The following is a 20,716-nucleotide window of genomic DNA, read 5'->3' as shown; positions in this document are numbered from 1 at the left end:
CGGCGTTTGGCTAGCGAAGATCGCGGCGCATGACAAGCGCGCCGGTCGGGCCGTGCTCCGGCGACTTGTAATAGTTGGCGCGCTTGCCGACCTCGCGGAAGCCGAGCCGCCGGTAGAGCGCGATCGCGGCGACGTTGGTCTCGTCGACCTCAAGGAAAAGCGCCTCGGCGCGCTGTGCGTGCAGTTCACGCAGCACCGCATCCATCAATTGCCAGCCGAGCCCCCGGCGCCGGTGCGAGCGTGCCACTGCGACCGTCAGGATCTCCCCCTCGCCGGCGGCCAGCCGCGCCAGGACGAAGCCCACCGGCGGCTTGGCACCCTGTCCGGTCTCGCGCGCGGCATAGCCGAACACCGTGTCCTGCTCGAGCAGCGCGGCGAATTCGTCGTCGGTCCACGGCCGCGCGAAATCCTCGCGATGCAGCACCGACATGGCCGCGCTGTCGGCAACCGTCAGCGGCTCGATCGCATAGTCCCTGCGACGCGGCTGGAGGAATGGAATGCGCATCAGTTTTTTTGCCTGGATTGAACAAAGCCGGCCTGCGGCTTGGCGTCGGCGCCCCGCAGATAAAGCGGTTTCGGCTTTTCGCCCTCGCCGTGTTTACCGGGACCTTGGGCCGCGGCCAGCCGCGCATAGACAGCGATGTCGGCGGTGGCCGCCGTCTCGCCGAGATCGAAGCTGCGTCCGGCCGCCGCGGCAATTTGGGTTGCCGCCGTGCCCGCCAGAACCGGAGAGATATCGATCGCCATGGCTGCGGCGTGCGAGAGCGTGGTCACAGCCGGACCATAGATCAGAACCGACCTCTCATCGTAAAGTGCCGCATGGATCTCATCGCGGCCTGCATCGAGCGCTGCGAGCACGGCGCGGCGGGGAAATATCGCTGCGGTCTCTGCCGCCAGTGCCTCCAGAGTCGTCACGCCGATCGCCGGGATTTTCAGCGCCAGCGCCAGGCCGCGCGCCGCCGAGACGCCGACACGCAGTCCGGTGAAGGAGCCCGGACCGGTTGAAACGGCAATGGCGCCGAGGCTGGCATAATCGCTTCCCGCCGCCTTCAACGCGCCTTCGATGACACCCATCAGATGCTCGGCATGACCCTTGCCGAGATCGAGCACCGAACGGCCGAGTTCTTTCCCGGCCGCCGCGTCGTAGACGCAGGCGGCGCAGAGATTGGCGGCACAGTCGATGGCAAGCAACTTCATGAAGCGGCCGGTTGAGACAGTTTCGAAAACAGCTTCCCTCTGCCCGCCAGAGCTGATCCCCGCAAGGGAATAATGGATAAATCGTCAGGCGACTTGGCTTCGGCGCGGGTCCAAGAATGTAAGTTCCAACGCACGCAATCGCCACAATAGGTATCGGAACTAGCCGACCTGCGCGAAACGCAGCAGGTGATTGTCCCAGACATAGTCCGGCTCGGAACGTATCGAGCCACCGGACTCGACGATATCGCCGGCGCCGGTCGTCGCCATGAAGCTTTCCCCATCGGGCGCAACGCCGCAAACCTCGACCAGCGCCTTGGTGGCGACGATGCGGCCGCTGGCCGTGTCGATCACGGCAAGCGAATTCCCCTCAGGCGAAGACACGGCGACGGTGCCGGCGGCAGGGTTGGCGGCGACCGAGCCGATATAGTTCCTGAAGCCGGAGAGCACGTCCTGCGGCATATCGAGCAATTGCAACTCCTTGCCGCGCGGCGCGCGGCCGAGCAGTGGGGGACGATTGGTACCCGGCCCCCTGTACTGACAGCCGAACCAGACGGTGCCGGACCGGTCGGCATCCATATGGCGGATCGACAGTTGGTGCAGCGCCGGCGGCAATTCGTGCTTTTCGGTGAGATCGCCGGTAAGGCGGTCGACCAGAACATAGGAAGGCTTCATCGTTGCGATATTGAGCTCGGCGCGGCCATAATCCGGATGCGTCTCGATGCCGCCATTGGCGACAGCGATTGTCCTGCCGTCGGAGAGAAGCAGAAGTTCGTGCGGCCCCATGCCGTAGGTCGGGAACTCGCCGATACGCTTGAATTTCGCATGCGCGTCATAGACGCCGACGACGCCGGCGGCATTGTCGAAATCGTTCTCGGTTGCGTAGAGCAGCGTGCCATCGGCCGAAAACACGCCATGGCCGAAGAAATGCCGGCCGGCAACGCTGGCAATGGTGTGCGGTTCATCGCGGCCGGTATGGTCGAAGACGACAGCAAAGGTGCCCGGCTGCCTGGCAAACACCACCGAACGCTTAGACACCGGGTCGAAGGTAACGTCGTGGCCCCGATCGGGCAGATCGATCGTGTGCAACAATTTGCCGGCCTCGGACAGGACGGCCGCGCCATAGCTGCCGTCGCGCTTGACGAAAGCGGTGGCGAAGACCGCGTCGGCGTCGAGTGTATTTGCCCAGGCCGAAGGCGCCATCGCCGCCACGAAACCAGCGCCCGCGGCCCTCAGGAAATCGCGCCGATCGATCAGCGGCGTTCTCATGATCAGTCGCCATCCAGTGACGAGAATCCGGCGGTCAGGCCGAATTCGGCGGTCAGCCTGGTGCCGATCAGGGTCGTCAGACTGGATGTCACCAGTGCGAAGTAGTCGAGCTTCTGGCGCAACGTCGGATCGGCTAGTGCCTTGTCGATCGGACCCCTGATCGCCTTGGCGGCCTCGATCCCGTTGGTGAATTGGATGTGGACCGATTCCGCCATCCAGCGTGCATCAGGCGGCAGCGCATCGCCAAGCTGGGAGGCCTGGAACAGCGCATCCATGCCCGCCAGATTGCCGGTCAGCGAGCGTGCGGTGTTCTGCGAGCGCCAATAAATCGCCTGTTTCGGTTTGTCGGCCCCCGGCTTGGCGCCCAGGAGACCTTTCAGGCGCACGTCGCGAACCATTTCCAACTCGTTGGTGAAGACGCCGACCAGTTCGGTCACCGCTTCAGTTCCGTCGTGATAGAGCGCGTTCTGCGGACCGGGATTGGCCCAGAGCGCGGCAAAGCCGTTGGGCTTGTTCCAGGCCTCGCCGACCTCGCCGGCAATCGTCTCGACATTGCCGGCAATGGCTGCACCATAGGCGCAGCGATAGGCGTCGCCCTTGCCGGCGAATTGACCGGCGCCATCGCCGTAGAGCACGAACTCCAATGCGCCGAGCCCTTGCATGGCGACACTCTTTGTCGCCAGTTGGGCCGGATCGGCGGCCGCCGGATCCTTGCCGGCCAGTGCTGCCTGCACCTGCTTCAGGCCGATGCTCTTGCGGTCCGGCCAAAACAGCATGCGCTCAAGCCGGTTGTTTTCGGTGATCGGCCCGAAACGGATGATTTCCACCACCGACCAGGCATCCACGACGCCTGAGAATTCGGCGCGTGCCGCATCGAGAGTATCTTGCGAAGGCGCCTGGCAAAGCGCGTGCATGGTCTTGGCCAAGCTGTCCGCGTGGTCATGCAGCCTGGCATAGGCCGGGCGGACGAAGCCGTCGATCGCCCGCTGGATCACATCCGAAGCCTTCACTGCGGCGGATGCCGGCAGCGCATCGGCGAGGACCAGCATCAGCGCGAGTGCAAGACGCTTCCGCATCAGAGCGACTCCAGAAACTTGATCAGCGCGGCGCGTTCGGCCGCATTGGCAGCGGCAAAGCGGTCACGCGCTTTCTGGCCCTCGCCGCCATGCCACAGAATTGCCTCGGCCAGGCTGCGTGCGCGCCCGTCATGCAGGAAGAAGGTGTTGCCGCTGACGGTCTGGGTGAGCCCGATGCCCCACAGCGGCGGCGTGCGCCATTCGCTTCCCGTGGCCTCGCCCACCGCCTGTCCGTCGGCAAGGCCGGGTCCCATGTCATGCAGCAGGAAATCGGAATAAGGCCAGATCAGCTGGAAGGCCTGCGCTTTGTTCGGGGTGCCGCGACGGGTGACGAATTTCGGCGTATGGCAGGAGATGCAGCCCATATCGTAGAACAGTTTTTTGCCGGCGAGCACATCCGGTCTGTCGAGATCGCGCCGAGCCGGCACGGCAAGGTTTTGCGAATAGAAGGTCACGAGGTCCATGACCGGCGGCGGCGCTTCGACCGGACCGAGGCGCTCCTGAACACCGTTGGGTAGGGCAAGGCAGGTCTTTTCTGCGGCGCTGCAATCGCCCCAGTGCCTCGGCACCTCAGGCGTCGAAATGCCGATATCGCCGGCAAAAGCGTCCGCCGATTGCTGACGGATCGAAGCCGCCTGCGCCTTCCAGCCGAAACGGCCGAGCGTCAGTTCACCGCTGCTGCCGTCGCGTATTATGTTGGGCCTGCCGGAAATCCCGTCACCATCGCGGTCGGCCGCATCGGCACGCGCAAGGATGTCGGCAGGAGCGATCTGCTCCACCAGGCCAAGGCCGATCATCGGCGGTGTCATGCGCGGCGACAGCGTGGTGCGCGGATCGAGCGGCCCGTAGGCGAGACCCTCGACCGAATAGCTCGGCTTGCGCAGCGACACGACGCTGCCGTCCGCCAGTTTTACTTTCTGCTCCTGATAATCGACATGCATCCTGCCTTCGCCCTGCAGGCCGGGAACGGCTAGCTCCTGAAGTTGTGTGCCATAGACCGGGTCGGGAAAGTTGAGCACCTTGTGATCGGCGAGCGCGGCTTTCTCCTCCTCGGTACTGGCTTCCCTTGCCAGGCGCAGGAACATCGAGGTGGTGCCGCTGTCGCCTTCGGGTGGATGGCCGCGGCCGTCCTTCAGATGACAGTTCTGGCAGGCGCGCTCGTTGAACAGCGGACCGAGCCCATCCGAGGCTTGTGTCGAGGATGGCGACGACACCCAGTTCTTGCGGAAAATGGCATTGCCGAGCTTGAAGGTACCCTCTTCCTCGAAGCTGATGTTGGCGGAGGATTGCGAGAAGGCATCCTTGTTGACGTCCTTCTTCGAGGTGCCGGCGCCGCCCTGCATCAATTCGAATTGCTCGGGCTTGGAGAAATCGCTGGTCGGCCTGGTGATGGCGATGACGCGCGCCAGATCCTTCGGCGTCAGATCGGTGCGGCTGGTGGCAAGCCCCGCCGGTTGCGGCGCTCCGGTCAGCGCCGAGGCTGTGAGCGTCGCCACCACTGCAAGAAAGGCGCCGCGAAGGATACCGTATCGCGGCTTCTTCTGAGGCGGCAGGCCGCAATGCTCGGCCGGCCGCACGCGGCGCATGAAACCTAGGGAGCGCCGCATTCCCGCATATCCTTATTCCGCCTCGTCGGCCGACGCTGCGTTGAGTTGGCCGTACTTTTCCTCGCCGATGGAGGCGAGCAGGTCGAGTTGCGTCTCGAGGAAGTCGATGTGACCTTCCTCGTCAGCCAGCAATTCCTCGAACAGCTTCATCGTCACGTAGTCGCCTGCTTCGTTGCAAACCTCGCGCGAACGCTTGTAGGCGGTGCGTGCGTCATATTCGCCGGCAAGATCGGATTCTAGCACTTCCTTGACATTCTGCCCGATACGCAGCGGCGCCACGGACTGCAGGTTCGGATGGCCCTCGAGGAAGATGATGCGCGTCACGAACCGGTCGGCATGGTGCATTTCTTCGATCGATTCAGCGCGTTCCTTCTTGGCCAGCTTGGCGTATCCCCAGTCCTCCAGCAGCCGGAAATGCACCCAATATTGATTGACCGCTCCAAGTTCCAGAAACAGAGCCTCGTTAAGCCGCTCTATGATCTGCTGTTCGCCTTTCATGGGTTCTGCTCCCGTATTGGACGCGCAGGCCTCTGACGCGATCCAGGTGTGAAACGATGTCGACGCCGCTCGCCGCCGAGCGGGTGTGATAATTTTCGGTGACCCGAATGATCGTTTCGACCACATTTGGGAAGCAGCCGCAACAGCGACCGCGCTTGTGCATGGCATGATAGACCTTCGCCGGCACGATCAGCTGCCAGGGGTCCTCATCCAGCAGTCCGACGATCGTCTGCTCTATCTCCTTTTCGGTGATGATGTTGCAATGGCAAATCAGCATTTGTCGCTCTGGCTAACGGCGCTCATTGCGCCGCGTGGCTCTTGGTTTCGAAGTTTACTGGAACACCTTGTCCGGTGAATCGAGGCTGTCCGAGCCCTCGAAGGCGATGGCATTGAGCTTCAGGGTGCCGACGGCGCGTTCGATCGACTTGGTCTGATCGACCAGCGCGTCGATCGCCGCCTGCACGGTGGCGTTGCCGTCAGCGTTACCCTCGGCGATCTGCTGGTCATAGGCCTCGCCGGCAAGCGCCCGCGCCTTGATGGCCTCCATCTTGGCGATGGTGACATCCAGTTTAGCCGACAATTCCTTGTCGATCGCCGGATCGGCCGCCTTGACCATGTCGGCCACCGACGGCCCCTCCACAATCGTGCCGTCAAGCCGCGTGTAGCTGCCGTGATAGGCGGCACGGATGCCGATCGCATCGTAGAGATGGGAGTTGTAGGTGTTGTCGGAGAAGCAATCGTGCTCCTCTTCCGGATCGTGCAGCAAGAGGCCGAGCTTCATCCGCTCGCCCGCGAGCTCGCCATAGGACAGCGAGCCCATGCCGGTGAAGATGGTCGAAATGGCGGCGTTCGGCTCGCCATCGAGAAGGTTCTTGCGGGCGGCGCCGCCTTCCTTCCAGTCGTCGACCATATCCTTTAGATCGGAAACCAGAAGGTCGCTCGCCGATTTCAGGTACTGCGCGCGACGGTCGCAATTGCCGCCGGTGCAATTGGCGAGGTCGTAATCGGTGTAGGGCCGCTCGCCGGCGCCCGGACCGGTTCCGTGCAGGTCCTGACCCCAAAGCAGGAATTCGATGGCGTGATAGCCGGTCGCCACATTGGCCTCGATACCGCCGGCCTCCTGCAGGGTGCCGGAGAGGAACTCCGGCGTCAGATTGGTGGCGTCGACCTTCTTGCCGTTGATCTCGATCGACTTGTTGGCGATCACATTGGCGGTGTAGAGCGCGTTGGCATCCGACTCGGTGCCGTAGCTCTTGGCGACATAGTCGATCAAGCCCTCGTCAAGCGGCCAGGAGTTCACCTTGCCTTCCCAGTCGTCGACGATGGCGTTGCCGAAGCGATAGACCTCGGTCTGCTGATAGGGAACGCGCGATGCCTTCCAGGCCTCGCGGGCTGCGTTCAGCGTCTCGGCCGATGGCTTGGCGAGCAGCGCATCGACAGCCTTGTCGAGCGCCTCGGCCGTGATCAGCGAATCCTCGTATTTGGCGAGCGCGATGTCGGAATAGGTCTTGATGACCGCCTTGGCATCGGTTTGCGCCTTGGCCGGCAGCACGAACACAGCCGCCGTGAGCATCGCGGTGGCGCCGATCGCCCCAAGCCTGCCGCCATACCGTGCCGTGATCATCGTTCTCATGACTGTCTCTCCTCGGGAATCAATGAAATGCCGGCGCCGCGGCGGGCAGCTGCCAGCGGGCAAAGAAGGGTCGCGCCATCGCGCGGTTCGCGGAAGAAAGACACCGAAATGCCTCCAATCGAAAGGGTTCAAGGCCCAGACATCAAAGGGATGCGCTGACGCGCGAGCTTCCATAAAACGGCGAAGACACCGGATGTCAACTGGTGGCGTAGAAAAAATTCAATTGAAACAACAGTTTAGAATTATTCTAAACTAGAACTGTCAACTTTAACACCGATGTATAGGGATGCCGGCGCATGACGCGGTTGACAGGCGGCCGTTCCGGGTGCGACCCGGATCGGCGCTCTTGCGGCGGGACCAGACAATCGCCACCTGGCGGGACGTCCTAGATTTGGGTGAGGAATCGGGCTGTTATGAAGATCGGGGTCGTCATTGTCGGTGCGGGTCATGCGGGCGTGCAAGCGGCCGCCAGTCTGCGCGAAGAAGGCTATGACGGGCCGGTAATCCTGATCGGCGACGAAAACGAATTGCCCTACCACAAGCCGCCGCTGTCGAAGACCTTCATCAAGGATCAGCAAGCAAAACCGCAGCCGTTGCGCGGCGAGGCTTTTTATACCGGCAGCGCCATCGACTACCGGCCAGGCCTCCGGGTCGAGCGGATCGACGTCGCCGGCCGCCGGCTGGAGATATCAGGCGGCGTGCTGCCGTTCGACCGGCTGATCCTCGCCACCGGCGCGCGTCCGCGCCTGCTACCGCTGCCGGGTTCGGAGCTTTCTGGCGTTGTGCCGCTGCGCTCGCTCAGCGACGCCCGCCTGATCCGCGAATTGAGCGTGCAAAGCGAGGAGGTCGTCATCCTCGGCGGAGGCTTCATCGGCCTTGAGATTGCCGCAACGCTCACCGCCGCCGGCCGCAAGGTCACGGTGGTCGAGGCGGTTGACCGGCTGCTCGGGCGCGCCGTCGCGCCGGTCATCGCCGGCCATGTGCGCCAGCGGCTGGAGGCGACCGGTGTGCGCATCCTTACCGGCACCACCATCGAACGGCTGGAGGGCGAGAACGGCCGTGTTTCGGCTGCAATCACCTCATCTGGCGAAAGATTGCCGGCGCAGATGGTCGTCATCGGCATTGGCGTCGTGCCGAATGTCGAATTGGCCGAAGCCGCCGGCATTGCCATCGCCAACGGCATCCGCGTCGACCAGCAGATGCGCACGTCGGTGCCGGAAATCCTCGCCATCGGCGACGCGGCGTCCTACCGGCACTGGTTCACAGGCGGCGACGTGCGGCTGGAATCGGTGCAGAACGCCACTGACCAGGCGCGGCTCGCCGCACGCACCATGGCCGGCCACACCGACAATTACTCGGCGGTGCCGTGGTTCTGGTCCGATATCGGCGACATGAAGCTGCAGATGGTCGGCCTGATTGCGGGCGGCGACAGCCATATCGTGCTGGGCGACGTGGCCGAGAACAAATTCTCCATCTACCACTATGCCGGAAGCCGGCTGCTCGGCATCGAATCGGTCAACCGGCCCGGCGACCACATGCTTGGCCGCAAGATGCTCGGCGCCGGCTTTTCGCCGTCGCCGCAGATTGTCGCGACCGGGCCGGATGGACTGAAGGCGGCGCTCGCCGCCTTCCAGGAAGAAGAGCCTGTCCGCGCTGCGGGATAAGATCAAACCCAATCACCCTGAATGACCTAGTCTAGTTCGACCGGGAACTGACCTTCAAAACATATAGCGAAGTAGAGGAAACGGCGGTATTTTGACCAATTGAAATTCGTCGGGGGGTGCTCATGGCTCTATATGTCATTGGCGCAGGCATGGGTCGCACTGGCACATATTCGCTGAAGCTCGCGTTGGAGCATCTTGGGTTCGGGCCGTGTCATCACATGGCAGATGTCCACGCCAATCCCGAGCAGAAGGCGCTGTGGCGCGCCGCCGGCCAGGGACAACTCCCGACCTGGGGTGCGGCATATGCCGGCTATCTTTCCGCGGTCGATTGGCCAACGGCGCATTTTTGGCGCGAAGTGAGTGACCACTACCCTGATGCGAAGGTTATCCTGACAGTTCGTGACCCCGAAGCCTGGTATGACAGCATGGCGCAAACAATAGGGCTCACGATGGATGCTGCTACCAATGATCCACAGTCCTTTGGTGTGGCGGTGATTGGAAACACTGTCTTTGGCGGTCGATTTGATAACCGTGATCACGCAATCGCTGTCTATGAAGCACATAACGCTTCCGTGAAATCAACGCTGCCACCTGAACGCCTTCTTACTTATCAGGCCTCCGAAGGGTGGGAGCCGCTTTGTGCCTTTCTCGGTGTACAGTTGCCTTCCGAACCGTTTCCACGCACCAATTCGACTGCCGAATTTCGTGCTCGCATAGGGCGTTGAACGGCGGCTTGCCGCCTGTCTCGGCCTTCGCCGCAGTTGAATCCCAGGCGATATCCTCGCCGCTCAGGCAGCGCGGGCGTCGCGGATCGAACTTTCCAGGATGTCGAGCGCCTCGTTCATGACGCCGTCCTGGATGGTGATCGGCGCGAGGAAGCGGATGACGTTGCCGTAGACCCCGCAGGTCAGCAGGATCAGACCCTTGTCGAGCGCCTTCAGCCGTACCGCATTGGCGAGTTCCGGCGACGGCAGGCCCTTCGTCACATCGTTGAACTCGACCGCGTTCATAAAGCCGGGACCTCTGATATCAACGATCTCCGGCGCTTCGTCGCGGATCGATTGCAGGCGCTGCTTCAGACGGTTGCCCAGCGTGTTGGCGCGGTCGCAGAGCTTCTCCTCGTCGATGACGTCGAGCACGGCATGCGCCGCGGCGACGCCGATCGGGCTGCCGCCATAGGTGCCGCCGAGCCCGCCGGGGTTCGGCGCATCCATGATCTCGGCGCGGCCAGTGACCGCCGCCAGCGGAAAGCCGCCGGCCAGGCTCTTGGCCATGGTGGCGATGTCGGCCGGCACCTCGTGGTGGTCCATGGCGAACATCTTGCCGGTGCGGGCAAAGCCGGTCTGCACCTCGTCGGCGATCAGCAGCATGCCATGCTGGTCGCAGATCTTGCGCAATGCGGTCATGAAGTCGCGCGGCGCCTCGTAGAAGCCGCCCTCGCCCTGCACCGGTTCGACGATGATGGCGGCAACGCGGGCCGGATCGACGTCGGCCTTGAACAGCCGGTCGAGCGCCGCGAACGAATCGGCGACCGACACGCCGTGCAGCGCAACCGGGAACGGCGCATGGAAGACGTCCGCCGGCATGGCGCCGAAGCCGACCTTGTAGGGCACAACCTTGCCGGTCAGTGCCATGCCCATGAAGGTGCGGCCGTGAAAGCCGCCGGAAAAAGCGATGACCGCCGGCCGGCCGGTGGCGTTACGGGCAATCTTGATAGCGTTCTCGACCGCCTCGGCGCCGGTGGTGACAAAAATCGTCTTCTTGTCGAACTTGCCGGGCAGCATGCCGTTCAGCCGTTCGGCCAGCCGGATATAGCTCTCGTAGGGCACGACCTGGTAGCAGGTATGGGTGAAGCGGTCGAGCTGCGCCTTGACCGCTTCGATCACCCTGGGGTGACGGTGGCCAGTGTTGACGACAGCGATACCGGACGAAAAATCGATATAGCGGCGGCCTTCGACGTCCCAGATTTCCGAGTTTTCGGCGCGATCGGCATAGATCTGAGTGGTCATGCCGACGCCGCGCGAAATCGACTGGTTCTTGCGTTCGGAAATGGCTGAATTTGTCATCGTATCCCTCACCGGACCGGCGCCTGCTCTCGTTTGATGGCTGTTGAGACTCTTTTGGGCTTATTTCAGGTTTTCCTCAAGTTGGCACCGTCGCCCGGCGATTGGGCCTGTCGATTTGGGGTCACTACGAGACGCCATCCTACGAAAGTGCCACGGGCGACCGCGACACAGACTTTTTCAACAATATCGGCCGAACTCAGTCATCCGAGTGATTTGGTTTTGAGCCGATGGCAGCAATCTTTCGGTTCAAAAGAAAACACGCCGCTCGGCCTGGTCTCACCCTTCGCGTCACCGAAATCCGGCACTTGGTATTCGGCGAGCAGCCGAAGCCGGGACAGCGGGAGGCCCGTGCGGCCCGGATCGCCGACCAGCACCTCGATGCCGGCAGCGAGGCAGCGGTCGAGGAAGGGGACGACCCGGCCGGCAAGATCATGGGCGTAAAACAGGTCACCGACCACCACGACATCCACCGGTGGCGGCGGACCGCTGGTGATGTCCTCACCGATTGTCGCAATCGCAACGCCGTTCGCCGCGGCATTGAGGCCGAGCGCAACCACACCGTTGCGGTCGATCTCGGCCGCGATCACCGCGCTTGCGCCGGCTTTTGCCGCTGCGATACCGACGAGGCCCGAGCCGGCGCCGAGGTCGAGCACGCGACGGCCGGCCACGGTCTCCGGCCGGTCGAATATATAGCGGGCGAGCACCGCGCCGCCGGCCCAGATATAGGCCCAATACGGTGGCTCCGGTTCAGGTCCGTCCTCTTCGGTCGCGTGTTGGTTCCACTCGACAAGTCGCCTGAGCCCGCTTCCCGGATGGGCGGTGTAAAGCCGAATTTCGGGAATCGCAGGTACTGCCGCGATCCGCATGTTCGCCCGGATGAACTCTGCCGGATCTGGGCGCGAACCTATGCCCACCGCGTTGGTGCCGGCGATGCAATCGCTCAAGCTGCGCCTAGCCCCGCAACGCCCGTCGCAGGATCTTGCCGACCGGTGTCTTGGGCAGCTCGGTGCGGAACTCGATATGCCTGGGGCGTTTGTAGCCGGTCAGGTTCTCTTTGCAATAAGCCGCCAGCGCTTCGGCGGTCAGCCCCGGGTCCTTCTTGACGACGAACAGCTTCGGCACTTCACCCGAATGCTCGTCCGGCACGCCGATCGCCGCCACTTCGAGTACGCCCGGATGCTGTGCCACCACTTCCTCGAGTTCGTTCGGATAGACGTTGAAGCCGGAAACCAGGATCATGTCCTTCTTGCGGTCGACGATCTTGGTGTAGCCGCCCTCGTTCATGAAGCCCATGTCGCCCGATTTGAAGAAGCCGTCCTCTGTCATCACCTTGGCGGTCTCGTCCGGCCGGTTCCAGTAGCCGGCCATCACCTGCGGTCCGCGGATGCAGATTTCGCCGACTTCGCCGAGCGGCAAATTGTTGCCGTCGTCGTCGCGGATGGCGATCTCGGTCGAGGGCAGCGGCAGGCCGATCGTGCCGGTGTAGACGCCGTCGCTGAATTTGTTGATGGTTGTCCCCGGCGAGGTTTCGGTAAGCCCGTAGGCCTCGCTGATCGGGCAGCCGGTCAGCGCCTTCCAGCGTTCGGCGATGGCCCTCTGCACCGGCATGCCGCCACCCAGCGTCAGGATCAGCGGCTTGAAATCGAGCTTGCGAAAATCCTCATTGTTGAGCAGCGCATTGAACAGCGTGTTGAGGCCCGGAAAGATGTGGATCGGGTATTTCTGCAGCTCTTTGACGAAGCCGGGAATGTCGCGCGGATTGGGGATGAGGACATTCTGTGCGCCTTGCTGCATGCCTACCAGCACGTTCGCCGTCAGCGCAAAAATGTGATAGAGCGGCAGCGCGCAGAGGAAGTTCAGATGCGCCGGCTTAGGCTTGACGGTAAAGGCGTCTTCAGCCCACAGCGCGTTCTGCGCGACGTTCGCCAAAATGTTGCTGTGCAAAAGCATCGCGCCCTTGGAGATGCCGGTCGTGCCGCCTGTGTATTGCAGGAAGGCGATGTCGTCGGCCGCGACCTTTGCGGGCCTGAAGGCCATGCCGGCGCCTGCCTTCAGCGCGGCGCTGAATTTGACATGGCCGGGCAGCGACCATGCCGGCACTATCTTTTTGACGCGGCGTACAACGAAGTTGACGATTCGTCCCTTGATCCCACCGAGCATGTCGCCCATCGAGGCGACCACGATATGCTTGACCGCGGTCCTGGCGATCACCGCCTGCAGGGTGCAAGCGAAATTTTCGAGGATGACAATGGCTTGAGCGCCGGAATCCTTGAGCTGGTGCTCCAGCTCGCGCGGCGTGTAGAGCGGATTGATGTTGACCACGACATAGCCGGCGCGAAGCACTGCCATGATCGCCACCGGATATTGCAGCACATTCGGCATCATCAGTGCGACGCGCGCGCCCTTCTGCAGCCCCGTTGATTGCAGATAGGCGCCGAAGGCGGCCGACTGTCGCTCGAGGTCGGCATAGGTGATCGATTTGCCCATGCAGACGAAGGCCGGCCGATTCGCAAATTGCTTGCACACGGTGACGAGAAAGTCGCCGATCGAGCTGGAGGGCAGAGCGCCGATCTCGGCCGGCACGATCTTTGGATAACTCTTGAGCCACGGTTTTTCCGGCAGGCCGGCGGCCAGTGACGTGATCGCCTTTGGTAATCTCTTGGCCGGACCTGCCGACGGTCGGGGCGCTGTCGGCACTGCCTTCGCCGCCGGCTTGGCGGCAGACTTTGCAGCAGGCGCCGTCTTGCGGGTTGCCGGTTTAGCAGCCGTTCCAGCCGTGGTCTTCGCCGCCGGCTTCGCGCTTGCCTTCGCGGTAGCCGCCGGCTTGGCGTCGGCCGCTTTTGACTTGACTGCTTTCGATGTTGCCTCGGCCTTTGCTTTCGCCGCGCTGGTTGTCTTTGCCGGTTTTGCCACCTGTCGCTCCCTCAATCGTTCTTATTGTTTCGGCATGCTTGCGCGCCACCAAGCCCTGATCAACAAAGATATCCCAACGCTTGCCGCAATGCCCGAAACCCGGGAAAATCCGGCACGCTGCCCATCTATCTATGTATTGCCACAAGCGGCGGCCATGCAAGCCTTCGCCACCAGGAGTGCGGTAAGACTTGCCGTCAAACCTCTCGGCCGCGACCGGTTTTCGGACGCGGGTCTCTTGAACCGAAAGGCTCGATTCCCACAATTGGCGGCATCGCCGATCAACAAAAAATTGAAGTCGCTAATAATGTCGTGATCTGCGGATTCGGCTCGTTTTTTCCACAATTTGCCGCGTGCCGGAATTTTTTTCTGCTTCCCGTGGGTTAGGCAAACAAGCAGTTCCAAAGCTAGAAAAACGGTGCTTATATGCGGCCTTCGCGAGCCTGATAGAGGGGCTTGGAAGAACATCAGGGAGTGCTCAATGAAAAAGAAACTGACTTTTGCAGCCGCGTTGCTGGCTGCAAGCGTCCTCGGCGGCATGGCCAATGCAAAACAACTGGTCTATTGCTCGGAGGCTTCGCCGGCCGGCTTCGACCCGTCGCCATGGAGCGGCGGCAACGACTTCGACGCCTCGTCGCGCACCATCTATTCGCGCCTGGTCGAGTTCGAGCATGGCAAGACCACCATCTCGCCCGGCCTGGCAGAGAGCTGGACGGTTTCCGACGACGGTCTCGAATACACCTTCAAGCTTCGCCCGGGTGTGAAATTCCAGACGACCGATTATTTCACACCGACGCGCGACCTCAACGCCGACGACGTGATCTTTTCCTTCGAACGCCAGTGGAAGAAAGAAAGCCCGTGGTACAGCTATCTGGAAGGCACCGGCTGGGAATATTTCACCGGCATGGGCTTCCCCGATCTCCTGAAGGAAATCGTCAAGGTCGACGACCTGACGGTGAAATTCGTGCTGAACAAGCCTGAAGTCGCGTTCCTGCCGGACCTCGGCATGGATTTCGCCTCGATCGTTTCCAAGGAATATGCCGACCAGCTCGACAAGGCCGGCACCAGGCAGCAGTTCACCCAGAAGCCGGTCGGCACCGGTCCGTTCCAGTTCGTCGACTACCAGGTCGACGCGGTCATCCGCTACGCGGCATGGGACGGCTACTATGGCGGCCGCCAGAAGATCGACGATCTGATCTTCGCCATCACGCCCGATCCCGCCGTGCGCGCGCAGAAGCTGAAGGCGGGCGAATGCGATATCATGTCGTACCCGGCGCCAGCCGACATTGCCGGACTGCAGGCCGACACGAACCTCAAGGTCGATGAGCAGGAAGGCCTGAATATCGGCTACATGGCCTATAACACAACGCAGCCGCCCTTCGACAAGGTCGAGGTCCGCAAGGCCCTCAACATGGCGGTAAACAAGAAGGCGATCATCGACGCGGTCTATCAGGGCGCCGGCACGCCGGCCATCAACCCGATCCCACCGACCATGTGGTCCTATAACAAGGACATCAAGGACGATCCCTATGATCCAGAGGCGGCCAAGAAAATGCTGGCCGACGCCGGCGTCAAGGATCTGTCGATGAAGATCTGGGCTATGCCGGTCAGCCGCCCCTACAACCCGAACGCCCAGCGCGTCGCCGAGTTGATCCAGGCCGACTATGCCGCCGTCGGCGTCAAGGCGGAGATCGTCAGCTACGAATGGACCGAGTATCGCCAGCGCGGCAAGGCTAAGGATCGCGATGGCGCCTTCCAACTGGGCTGGACCGGTGACAATGGCGATCCGGACAACTTCTTTTTCCTGCTCGGTTGCGATGCCATCGGCCAGTCCAATTATGCGATCTGGTGCAACCAGGAATTTGAAGCCTTGCTGAAAAAAGGCAAGGCAACGACGGACGTCGCCGAGCGCACCAAGATCTACGAGGAAGCTCAGGTGGTGTTCAAGCGTGAGGCTCCGTGGCTGACCATCGCCCATTCCAAGGTCTTCATGCCGATGAACAAGAAGGTGTCGGGCTTCGTTATGGACCCGCTCGGCATTCATCGGTTTGACGGCGTCGACGTCACCGAATAAGTCCTGAGAAATTGAACGGCGGCGCTGGACTTCCCGCGCCGCCGTTCTATGAAGCAAGATGCTCCGTTATCTCCTCCACAAGCTCGCTTTGATCATCCCGACCGTGTTCGGCATTTCGCTGGCGGCGTTCGCTTTCGTCCGGCTTCTGCCCGGCGATCCCATCCTGGCCTTGGCCGGCGAGCGCGGCGTCAGCCCCGAACGCTACGCTCAGCTCATCGAGCAGTTTGGCTACAACCGGCCCTATGTCATCCAGTACCTGGAATATATCGGCAGGGTCCTCACCGGCGATTTCGGCATATCCATTGCCACCAAGCGGCCAGTGCTCGGCGAATTCCAGGCGCTGTTTCCGGCCACGCTGGAACTGGCGACGGTGGCGTTGATCATCGCCATCCTGCTTGGCATCCCCGCCGGCATTTTCGCCGCGGTCAAGCGCGGCTCGTGGTTCGACCAGGCGACGATGGGTGTCGCCCTGACCGGCTATTCGATGCCGATCTTCTGGTGGGGGTTGCTGCTCATTATCTTCTTCTCCGGCTATCTCGGCTGGACGCCGGTTTCCGGCCGTATCGGCCTGCAGTATTTCTTCAGGCCGACGACCGGGTTCATGCTCATAGACAGCCTGATCTCCGGCAGGAGCGGCGCCTTCAAATCCGCCGTCAGCCATTTGATCCTGCCATCGATCGTGCTGGCGACGATCCCGCTCGCCGTCATAGCGCGCCAGACGCGCTCGGCGATGCTCGAGGTGCTGGGCGAGGACTATGTCCGCACCGCGCGTGCCAAGGGCCTGGCGCCGCGCCGTGTCATCGGGCTGCATGCTTTTCGCAACGCGCTGATCCCAGTGGTCACCACCATTGGACTGCAGGTCGGCACGTTGATGGCAGGCGCCATTCTGACCGAAACCATTTTTTCCTGGCCAGGCATCGGCAAATGGATGATCGACGCCATCGGCAAGCGCGACTATGTCGTCGTGCAGAGCGGATTGCTGATCATCGCGCTGATCGTCATGGCGGTGAACCTGATCGTCGACGTGCTCTACGCCGTCATCAATCCGCGCATCCGGGTGCAGTGAGATGACCGACGAATCCGCCGCCGAAGCCACCGCTGCCTCCATCCCGACAGGCGGCAGGCAAAGGGCGTTTGCCGAGTTCTGGCATTATTTCTCGATGAACACCGGGGCCGTCATCGGTCTTGTCTTGTTTTCGGCGCTGGTGCTGGTGGCGATCTTTGCGCCGTTCGTCGCCCCGCATTCGCCCGACGAGCAGTTTCGCGATGCACTGCTGGCGCCTCCTGCCTGGCAGGAAGGCGGCAAATCGATGTTCCTGCTCGGCACCGATGCGGTCGGCCGCGACATGCTTTCGCGGTTGATCTTCGGGGCACGTTTTTCGCTGTTCATCGGCCTGGTGGTCGTCGTCTTCTCACTCACCAGCGGCATCGTGCTTGGCGTGCTCGCCGGCTATTTCCGCGGCTGGGTCGACACGCTGATCATGCGCATCATGGATATCATCCTGGCCTTCCCGTCGCTGCTTCTGGCGCTGGTGCTGGTGGCGATCCTCGGCCCGGGCCTGTTCAATGCCATGTTGGCGATCGCACTGGTGCTGCAGCCGCATTTCGCACGTCTCACCCGCGCCGCCGTGATGGCCGAAAAGAATCGCGAATATGTGATCTCCGCCAAGGTGGCCGGCGCCGGTCATCTTCGCTTGATGGTGAGGACGATCTTGCCGAACTGCCTGGCACCGCTGATCGTGCAGGCCACGCTGTCCTTCTCCAACGCTATTCTAGAGGCTGCGGCGCTCGGCTTCCTCGGTGTCGGTGCGCAGCCGCCGACACCAGAATGGGGCACGATGCTCGCTTCGGCGCGCGAATTCATCCTGCGCGCGCCTTGGGTGGTGACCTTCCCCGGCCTTGCCATCCTGATCACTGTGCTTGCAATCAATCTGATCGGCGACGGCCTGCGCGATGCCTTCGACCCCAAGCTGAAGAGATCATGATCCAATGCCTCTTCTCGAGATCAAGAACCTGACCGTTTCCTTCGACACCGCCGCCGGACCATTCATGGCGGTACAAGGCATCGACCTGTCGGTCGAACCGCGCGAGGTGCTGGCGATCGTCGGCGAATCCGGTTCCGGAAAATCGGTGGCGATGCTGGCGGTGATGGGGCTCTTGCCCAACACGGCGACGGTGAGGGCCGACCGCATGGCCTTCGACGGCATCGACCTGCTAGAGCTCGGCCCATCCGAGCGGCGCAAGATCGTCGGCAAGGACATTTCGATGATCTTCCAGGAACCGGTCGCCAGCCTCAACCCATGCTTCACCGTCGGCTTCCAGATCGAGGAGGTGCTGCGCTTTCATATGGGCATGGACCGTGCTCAGCGCCGGGCGCGCGCCATTGAACTGATGAAGCTCGTCGGCATCGCCGACCCCGAGGAACGGCTGGGCTCGTTCCCGCATCAGATGTCGGGCGGCCAGTGCCAGCGCGTCATGATTGCCATCGCCATCGCCTGCAATCCGAAGCTTTTGATAGCCGACGAGCCAACCACGGCACTCGACGTCACCATCCAGAAGCAGATCCTCGATCTGCTGGTCGGCCTGCAGGCCAAATACGGCATGGGCCTGATCATGATCACCCACAATATGGGGGTGGTTGCCGAGACCGCCGACCGTGTCATCGTCCAGTACAAGGGCCGCAAGATGGAAGAGGCCGACGTGCTGTCGCTGTTCGAATCCCCCAAGAGCAATTACACCCGCGCGCTCCTGTCGGCGCTGCCGGAAAACGCCGTCGGCGACCGGTTGCCGACTGTTTCCGACATGCTGTTCGAGCCGGCCCCCTCTGTAGTCGCAGCCCGATCCGCAGGAGGAACCGCCTCATGAGCGTGACGGTAGTCGAAGGCAAGAACATCGTGCGCGACTATCATGTCGGCGGCGGGCTTTTCCGCCCCTCCCGTACGGTTCATGCGGTTAAGGGTGTTTCGTTCAGCGTCGACAAGGGCAAGACGCTGGCCATCGTCGGCGAGAGCGGCTGCGGCAAGTCAACACTCGCCCGCATCATCACCCTGATCGACCCGGCGACCTCCGGCGAGCTTTTCATCGATGGCAAGAAGGTCGACATCGCGAGGGATGGTCTGTCGAAGGAAATGCGCCGCAAGGTGCAGATCGTCTTCCAGAACCCCTATGGTTCGCTCAATCCACGCCAGAAGATCGGCGATGTGCTTGGCGAGCCGCTGCTCATCAACACCGACAGCACGGCCGACGAGCGGCGCGATCTTGCCATGAAGATGCTGAAGAAGGTCGGTCTCGGCCCCGAGCACTACAATCGCTACCCGCATATGTTTTCGGGCGGCCAGCGCCAGCGCATCGCCATTGCCCGCGCGCTGATGCTCAACCCCAGTCTTCTGGTGCTGGACGAGCCGGTCTCGGCACTTGATCTTTCGGTGCAGGCGCAGGTGCTGAACCTGCTCGCCGACCTGCAGGACGAGTTTCAGCTGACCTATGTTTTCATCAGCCACGACCTGTCGGTGGTGCGCTACATCGCCGACGACGTGATGGTGATGTATTTCGGCGAGGCGGTCGAATACGGCTCGCGCGACGAGGTCTTCGCCGACCCCAAGCACAGCTACACCAGGACGCTGTTCGCGGCTACGCCGCGTGCCGACGTCGCCAGCATCAAGGCAAGGTTGGCGAAGAAGAAGGCCGCCTGATCCGGCGAGGTTTGCCGGCCGGCTACCGCTTCTCGATCCCCGGAATGCTGGAGATCTCCTCGACGAGAAAGTCGACCAGCAGCCGCACCCGGGCAATGCCCGCACGCTCCGGAACGATCAGCATGCTCAGCGGGACGGGAGGCGGAAAATAGCCCGGCAGGACCACTTCCAGCCGGCCGGCGGCCAGAAGATCGTCGACAAGCCAGTGGTGGGCGGGTGCGATACCGCGTCCCGTGACAAGGGCTTCGCGCGCGGCAAGCCCATGGTCCACACGAAATCGCCCGCCAAAGGGCACCGCAAAGGTCTCGCCGCCCGGCCCCTGCAGGGTGAGCGTGTCGCTTCCCGCGATGTTCGACATCCGGATGCCTTCATGCGCAGGCAGACCCTGCGGGACAGCCGGTCTGCCCCGCGCCGCCAGATAGGCCGGCGCCGCCACCAGCAGACGCCGGGATTGCCCGAGCGCCCGCAGTTTCATCGAGCTGTCGGTGAGCGGACCGAGGCGAAGCGCAATGTCGACGCCCTCCCGCACAAGGTCGATGCGCTCGTCGGTGAGGCTAAGATCGATGCCGATATCGGGATAGCGGTCCTGAAAGGCGAAGATCAACCGGCTGACGTGCAAGACCCCGAGCGCCGCCGTGCAGGATATCCGGATCGTGCCGGCCGACGCGCCGCGCGTGCCCCGCGCCTCATCGCCGGCCTGCTCAACGAGGCGCAGGATCTGGACGCTGTCGGCATAGTAACGGCTGCCTTCATCGGTCATCGTCACACGCCGGGTGGTCCTGCTGAGCAAGGGCACTCCGACGGCCTCCTCGAGTTCTCGCAAATGCCGTGTGACCGTCGACTGCCCAACTCCGAGTTCGCGCGCCACCGCCGAGAGGCTGCCGCGCTCGGCGACGCGAACGAAGGTGCGCATGCGCTCGAGAGTGACGTCCGATCTATCCATTATTCGGCATAATCTTATACATTTCCTACATATAGTGGATCAGCCCGCGGCTGGCTACCTTTGGTGTCTATCGTCCTTCTTCGGAGTAGA

20 protein-coding genes are annotated in these 20,716 nt (G+C 62.5%); 8 read left to right on the top strand and 12 right to left on the bottom strand.

The window, feature by feature from the left end; translation table 11 throughout:
• Window positions 1-10: 10 nt before the first annotated feature.
• The 8 genes from rimI to NMG46_RS03125 all read right to left on the bottom strand — a co-directional run bounded on the left by rimI (window position 11) and on the right by NMG46_RS03125 (window position 7,268).
• Window positions 11-505, bottom strand: coding sequence for a ribosomal protein S18-alanine N-acetyltransferase (gene rimI / locus NMG46_RS03160; RefSeq protein WP_254816257.1), 495 nt, complete (start codon window positions 503-505; stop codon window positions 11-13).
• On the bottom strand, window positions 505-1,197 hold the full coding sequence (gene tsaB / locus NMG46_RS03155) for a tRNA (adenosine(37)-N6)-threonylcarbamoyltransferase complex dimerization subunit type 1 TsaB (protein ID WP_254816256.1): 693 nt from the start codon (window positions 1,195-1,197) through the stop codon (window positions 505-507). Before tsaB ends, rimI begins: the two co-directional genes overlap by 1 nt.
• A gap of 159 nt (window positions 1,198-1,356) precedes the next feature.
• Window positions 1,357-2,463, bottom strand: coding sequence for a DUF1513 domain-containing protein (locus tag NMG46_RS03150; RefSeq protein WP_254816255.1), 1,107 nt, complete (start codon window positions 2,461-2,463; stop codon window positions 1,357-1,359).
• Between the two features lie 2 nt (window positions 2,464-2,465).
• Window positions 2,466-3,539, bottom strand: coding sequence for an imelysin family protein (locus NMG46_RS03145; protein ID WP_254816254.1), 1,074 nt, complete (start codon window positions 3,537-3,539; stop codon window positions 2,466-2,468).
• Complete coding sequence (locus NMG46_RS03140) at window positions 3,539-5,146, bottom strand: di-heme oxidoredictase family protein (protein ID WP_254816253.1); 1,608 nt, start codon at window positions 5,144-5,146, stop codon at window positions 3,539-3,541. The genes NMG46_RS03145 and NMG46_RS03140 overlap by 1 nt, the downstream gene beginning before the upstream one ends.
• Before the next feature lie 12 nt (window positions 5,147-5,158).
• Window positions 5,159-5,644: a bacterioferritin gene (gene bfr, locus NMG46_RS03135; protein WP_254816252.1), complete on the bottom strand. Its 486-nt coding sequence runs from the start codon at window positions 5,642-5,644 to the stop codon at window positions 5,159-5,161.
• Window positions 5,610-5,921 (bottom strand): (2Fe-2S)-binding protein, encoded by a 312-nt coding sequence (locus tag NMG46_RS03130; RefSeq protein WP_254816251.1) that lies wholly within the window; start codon window positions 5,919-5,921, stop codon window positions 5,610-5,612. The genes bfr and NMG46_RS03130 overlap by 35 nt, the downstream gene beginning before the upstream one ends.
• 54 nt (window positions 5,922-5,975) lie before the next feature.
• Window positions 5,976-7,268, bottom strand: coding sequence for an imelysin family protein (locus tag NMG46_RS03125; RefSeq protein ID WP_254816396.1), 1,293 nt, complete (start codon window positions 7,266-7,268; stop codon window positions 5,976-5,978).
• Between the two features lie 422 nt (window positions 7,269-7,690).
• Here NMG46_RS03125 and NMG46_RS03120 point away from each other — a divergent pair, with 422 nt between their 5' ends.
• Both NMG46_RS03120 and NMG46_RS03115 read left to right on the top strand, forming a co-directional pair.
• Window positions 7,691-8,941 (top strand): NAD(P)/FAD-dependent oxidoreductase, encoded by a 1,251-nt coding sequence (locus NMG46_RS03120; RefSeq protein ID WP_254816250.1) that lies wholly within the window; start codon window positions 7,691-7,693, stop codon window positions 8,939-8,941.
• 122 nt (window positions 8,942-9,063) lie between these two features.
• Window positions 9,064-9,666, top strand: a complete 603-nt coding sequence (locus NMG46_RS03115) for a sulfotransferase family protein (RefSeq protein WP_254816249.1) — start codon at window positions 9,064-9,066, stop codon at window positions 9,664-9,666.
• A gap of 63 nt (window positions 9,667-9,729) precedes the next feature.
• Here the strand turns inward: NMG46_RS03115 and NMG46_RS03110 are convergent, their stop codons facing one another.
• The 3 genes from NMG46_RS03110 to NMG46_RS03100 all read right to left on the bottom strand — a co-directional run bounded on the left by NMG46_RS03110 (window position 9,730) and on the right by NMG46_RS03100 (window position 13,590).
• Window positions 9,730-11,007, bottom strand: a complete 1,278-nt coding sequence (locus NMG46_RS03110; RefSeq protein WP_254816248.1) for a 4-aminobutyrate--2-oxoglutarate transaminase — start codon at window positions 11,005-11,007, stop codon at window positions 9,730-9,732.
• Window positions 11,008-11,207: 200 nt separating this feature from the next.
• Complete coding sequence (locus tag NMG46_RS03105; protein WP_254816247.1) at window positions 11,208-11,951, bottom strand: methyltransferase; 744 nt, start codon at window positions 11,949-11,951, stop codon at window positions 11,208-11,210.
• A gap of 7 nt (window positions 11,952-11,958) precedes the next feature.
• Entirely contained in the window at window positions 11,959-13,590 is a 1,632-nt protein-coding gene (locus tag NMG46_RS03100; RefSeq protein ID WP_254816246.1) for a long-chain-fatty-acid--CoA ligase, read from the bottom strand.
• Window positions 13,591-13,606: 16 nt separating this feature from the next.
• Between NMG46_RS03100 and NMG46_RS03095 the strand changes: the two genes are divergently transcribed.
• The 6 genes from NMG46_RS03095 to NMG46_RS03070 all read left to right on the top strand — a co-directional run bounded on the left by NMG46_RS03095 (window position 13,607) and on the right by NMG46_RS03070 (window position 19,683).
• The gene (locus tag NMG46_RS03095) at window positions 13,607-14,233 is read left to right on the top strand and encodes a hypothetical protein (RefSeq protein WP_254816245.1); all 627 of its coding nucleotides are present in this window, start codon (window positions 13,607-13,609) and stop codon (window positions 14,231-14,233) included.
• A gap of 165 nt (window positions 14,234-14,398) precedes the next feature.
• Window positions 14,399-15,991 carry an ABC transporter substrate-binding protein gene (locus NMG46_RS03090; RefSeq protein ID WP_254816244.1) on the top strand — a complete coding sequence of 531 codons (1,593 nt, stop codon included), beginning with the start codon at window positions 14,399-14,401 and terminating at the stop codon, window positions 15,989-15,991.
• 58 nt (window positions 15,992-16,049) lie between these two features.
• Window positions 16,050-17,057 (top strand): ABC transporter permease subunit, encoded by a 1,008-nt coding sequence (locus tag NMG46_RS03085; RefSeq protein WP_254816243.1) that lies wholly within the window; start codon window positions 16,050-16,052, stop codon window positions 17,055-17,057.
• Window position 17,058: 1 nt separating this feature from the next.
• On the top strand, window positions 17,059-17,976 hold the full coding sequence (locus NMG46_RS03080) for an ABC transporter permease subunit (RefSeq protein ID WP_254816242.1): 918 nt from the start codon (window positions 17,059-17,061) through the stop codon (window positions 17,974-17,976).
• A 4-nt stretch (window positions 17,977-17,980) separates the two neighbouring features.
• The gene (locus NMG46_RS03075) at window positions 17,981-18,856 is read left to right on the top strand and encodes an ABC transporter ATP-binding protein (protein WP_254816241.1); all 876 of its coding nucleotides are present in this window, start codon (window positions 17,981-17,983) and stop codon (window positions 18,854-18,856) included.
• Window positions 18,853-19,683 carry a dipeptide ABC transporter ATP-binding protein gene (locus tag NMG46_RS03070; RefSeq protein WP_254816240.1) on the top strand — a complete coding sequence of 277 codons (831 nt, stop codon included), beginning with the start codon at window positions 18,853-18,855 and terminating at the stop codon, window positions 19,681-19,683. Before NMG46_RS03075 ends, NMG46_RS03070 begins: the two co-directional genes overlap by 4 nt.
• 22 nt (window positions 19,684-19,705) lie before the next feature.
• Here NMG46_RS03070 and NMG46_RS03065 read toward each other — a convergent pair whose 3' ends face one another.
• A complete protein-coding gene (locus NMG46_RS03065) occupies window positions 19,706-20,626 on the bottom strand; it encodes a LysR family transcriptional regulator (protein ID WP_254816239.1) in 921 nt (306 codons plus the stop codon).
• Window positions 20,627-20,716: the final 90 nt, after the last annotated feature.

Origin of the sequence: Mesorhizobium sp. LMG 17147 (assembly GCF_024297145.1) — a bacterium.
Taxonomy (GTDB): domain Bacteria; phylum Pseudomonadota; class Alphaproteobacteria; order Rhizobiales; family Rhizobiaceae; genus Mesorhizobium.
This window is presented reverse-complemented; position numbering and strand designations above follow the sequence as displayed.

What these genes read in the sequence shown, in the direction of transcription:
- rimI (WP_254816257.1), bottom strand. Translation starts at nt 505, where the DNA reads ATGCGCATTCCATTCCTCCAGCCGCGTCGCAGGGACTATGCGATCGAG.
- tsaB (WP_254816256.1), bottom strand. Translation starts at nt 1,197, where the DNA reads ATGAAGTTGCTTGCCATCGACTGTGCCGCCAATCTCTGCGCCGCCTGC.
- NMG46_RS03150 (WP_254816255.1), bottom strand. Translation starts at nt 2,463, where the DNA reads ATGAGAACGCCGCTGATCGATCGGCGCGATTTCCTGAGGGCCGCGGGC.
- NMG46_RS03145 (WP_254816254.1), bottom strand. Translation starts at nt 3,539, where the DNA reads ATGCGGAAGCGTCTTGCACTCGCGCTGATGCTGGTCCTCGCCGATGCG.
- NMG46_RS03140 (WP_254816253.1), bottom strand. Translation starts at nt 5,146, where the DNA reads ATGCGGCGCTCCCTAGGTTTCATGCGCCGCGTGCGGCCGGCCGAGCAT.
- bfr (WP_254816252.1), bottom strand. Translation starts at nt 5,644, where the DNA reads ATGAAAGGCGAACAGCAGATCATAGAGCGGCTTAACGAGGCTCTGTTT.
- NMG46_RS03130 (WP_254816251.1), bottom strand. Translation starts at nt 5,921, where the DNA reads ATGCTGATTTGCCATTGCAACATCATCACCGAAAAGGAGATAGAGCAG.
- NMG46_RS03125 (WP_254816396.1), bottom strand. Translation starts at nt 7,268, where the DNA reads ATGATCACGGCACGGTATGGCGGCAGGCTTGGGGCGATCGGCGCCACC.
- NMG46_RS03120 (WP_254816250.1), top strand. Translation starts at nt 7,691, where the DNA reads ATGAAGATCGGGGTCGTCATTGTCGGTGCGGGTCATGCGGGCGTGCAA.
- NMG46_RS03115 (WP_254816249.1), top strand. Translation starts at nt 9,064, where the DNA reads ATGGCTCTATATGTCATTGGCGCAGGCATGGGTCGCACTGGCACATAT.
- NMG46_RS03110 (WP_254816248.1), bottom strand. Translation starts at nt 11,007, where the DNA reads ATGACAAATTCAGCCATTTCCGAACGCAAGAACCAGTCGATTTCGCGC.
- NMG46_RS03090 (WP_254816244.1), top strand. Translation starts at nt 14,399, where the DNA reads ATGAAAAAGAAACTGACTTTTGCAGCCGCGTTGCTGGCTGCAAGCGTC.
- NMG46_RS03085 (WP_254816243.1), top strand. Translation starts at nt 16,050, where the DNA reads ATGCTCCGTTATCTCCTCCACAAGCTCGCTTTGATCATCCCGACCGTG.
- NMG46_RS03080 (WP_254816242.1), top strand. Translation starts at nt 17,059, where the DNA reads ATGACCGACGAATCCGCCGCCGAAGCCACCGCTGCCTCCATCCCGACA.
- NMG46_RS03075 (WP_254816241.1), top strand. Translation starts at nt 17,981, where the DNA reads ATGCCTCTTCTCGAGATCAAGAACCTGACCGTTTCCTTCGACACCGCC.
- NMG46_RS03070 (WP_254816240.1), top strand. Translation starts at nt 18,853, where the DNA reads ATGAGCGTGACGGTAGTCGAAGGCAAGAACATCGTGCGCGACTATCAT.
- NMG46_RS03065 (WP_254816239.1), bottom strand. Translation starts at nt 20,626, where the DNA reads ATGGATAGATCGGACGTCACTCTCGAGCGCATGCGCACCTTCGTTCGC.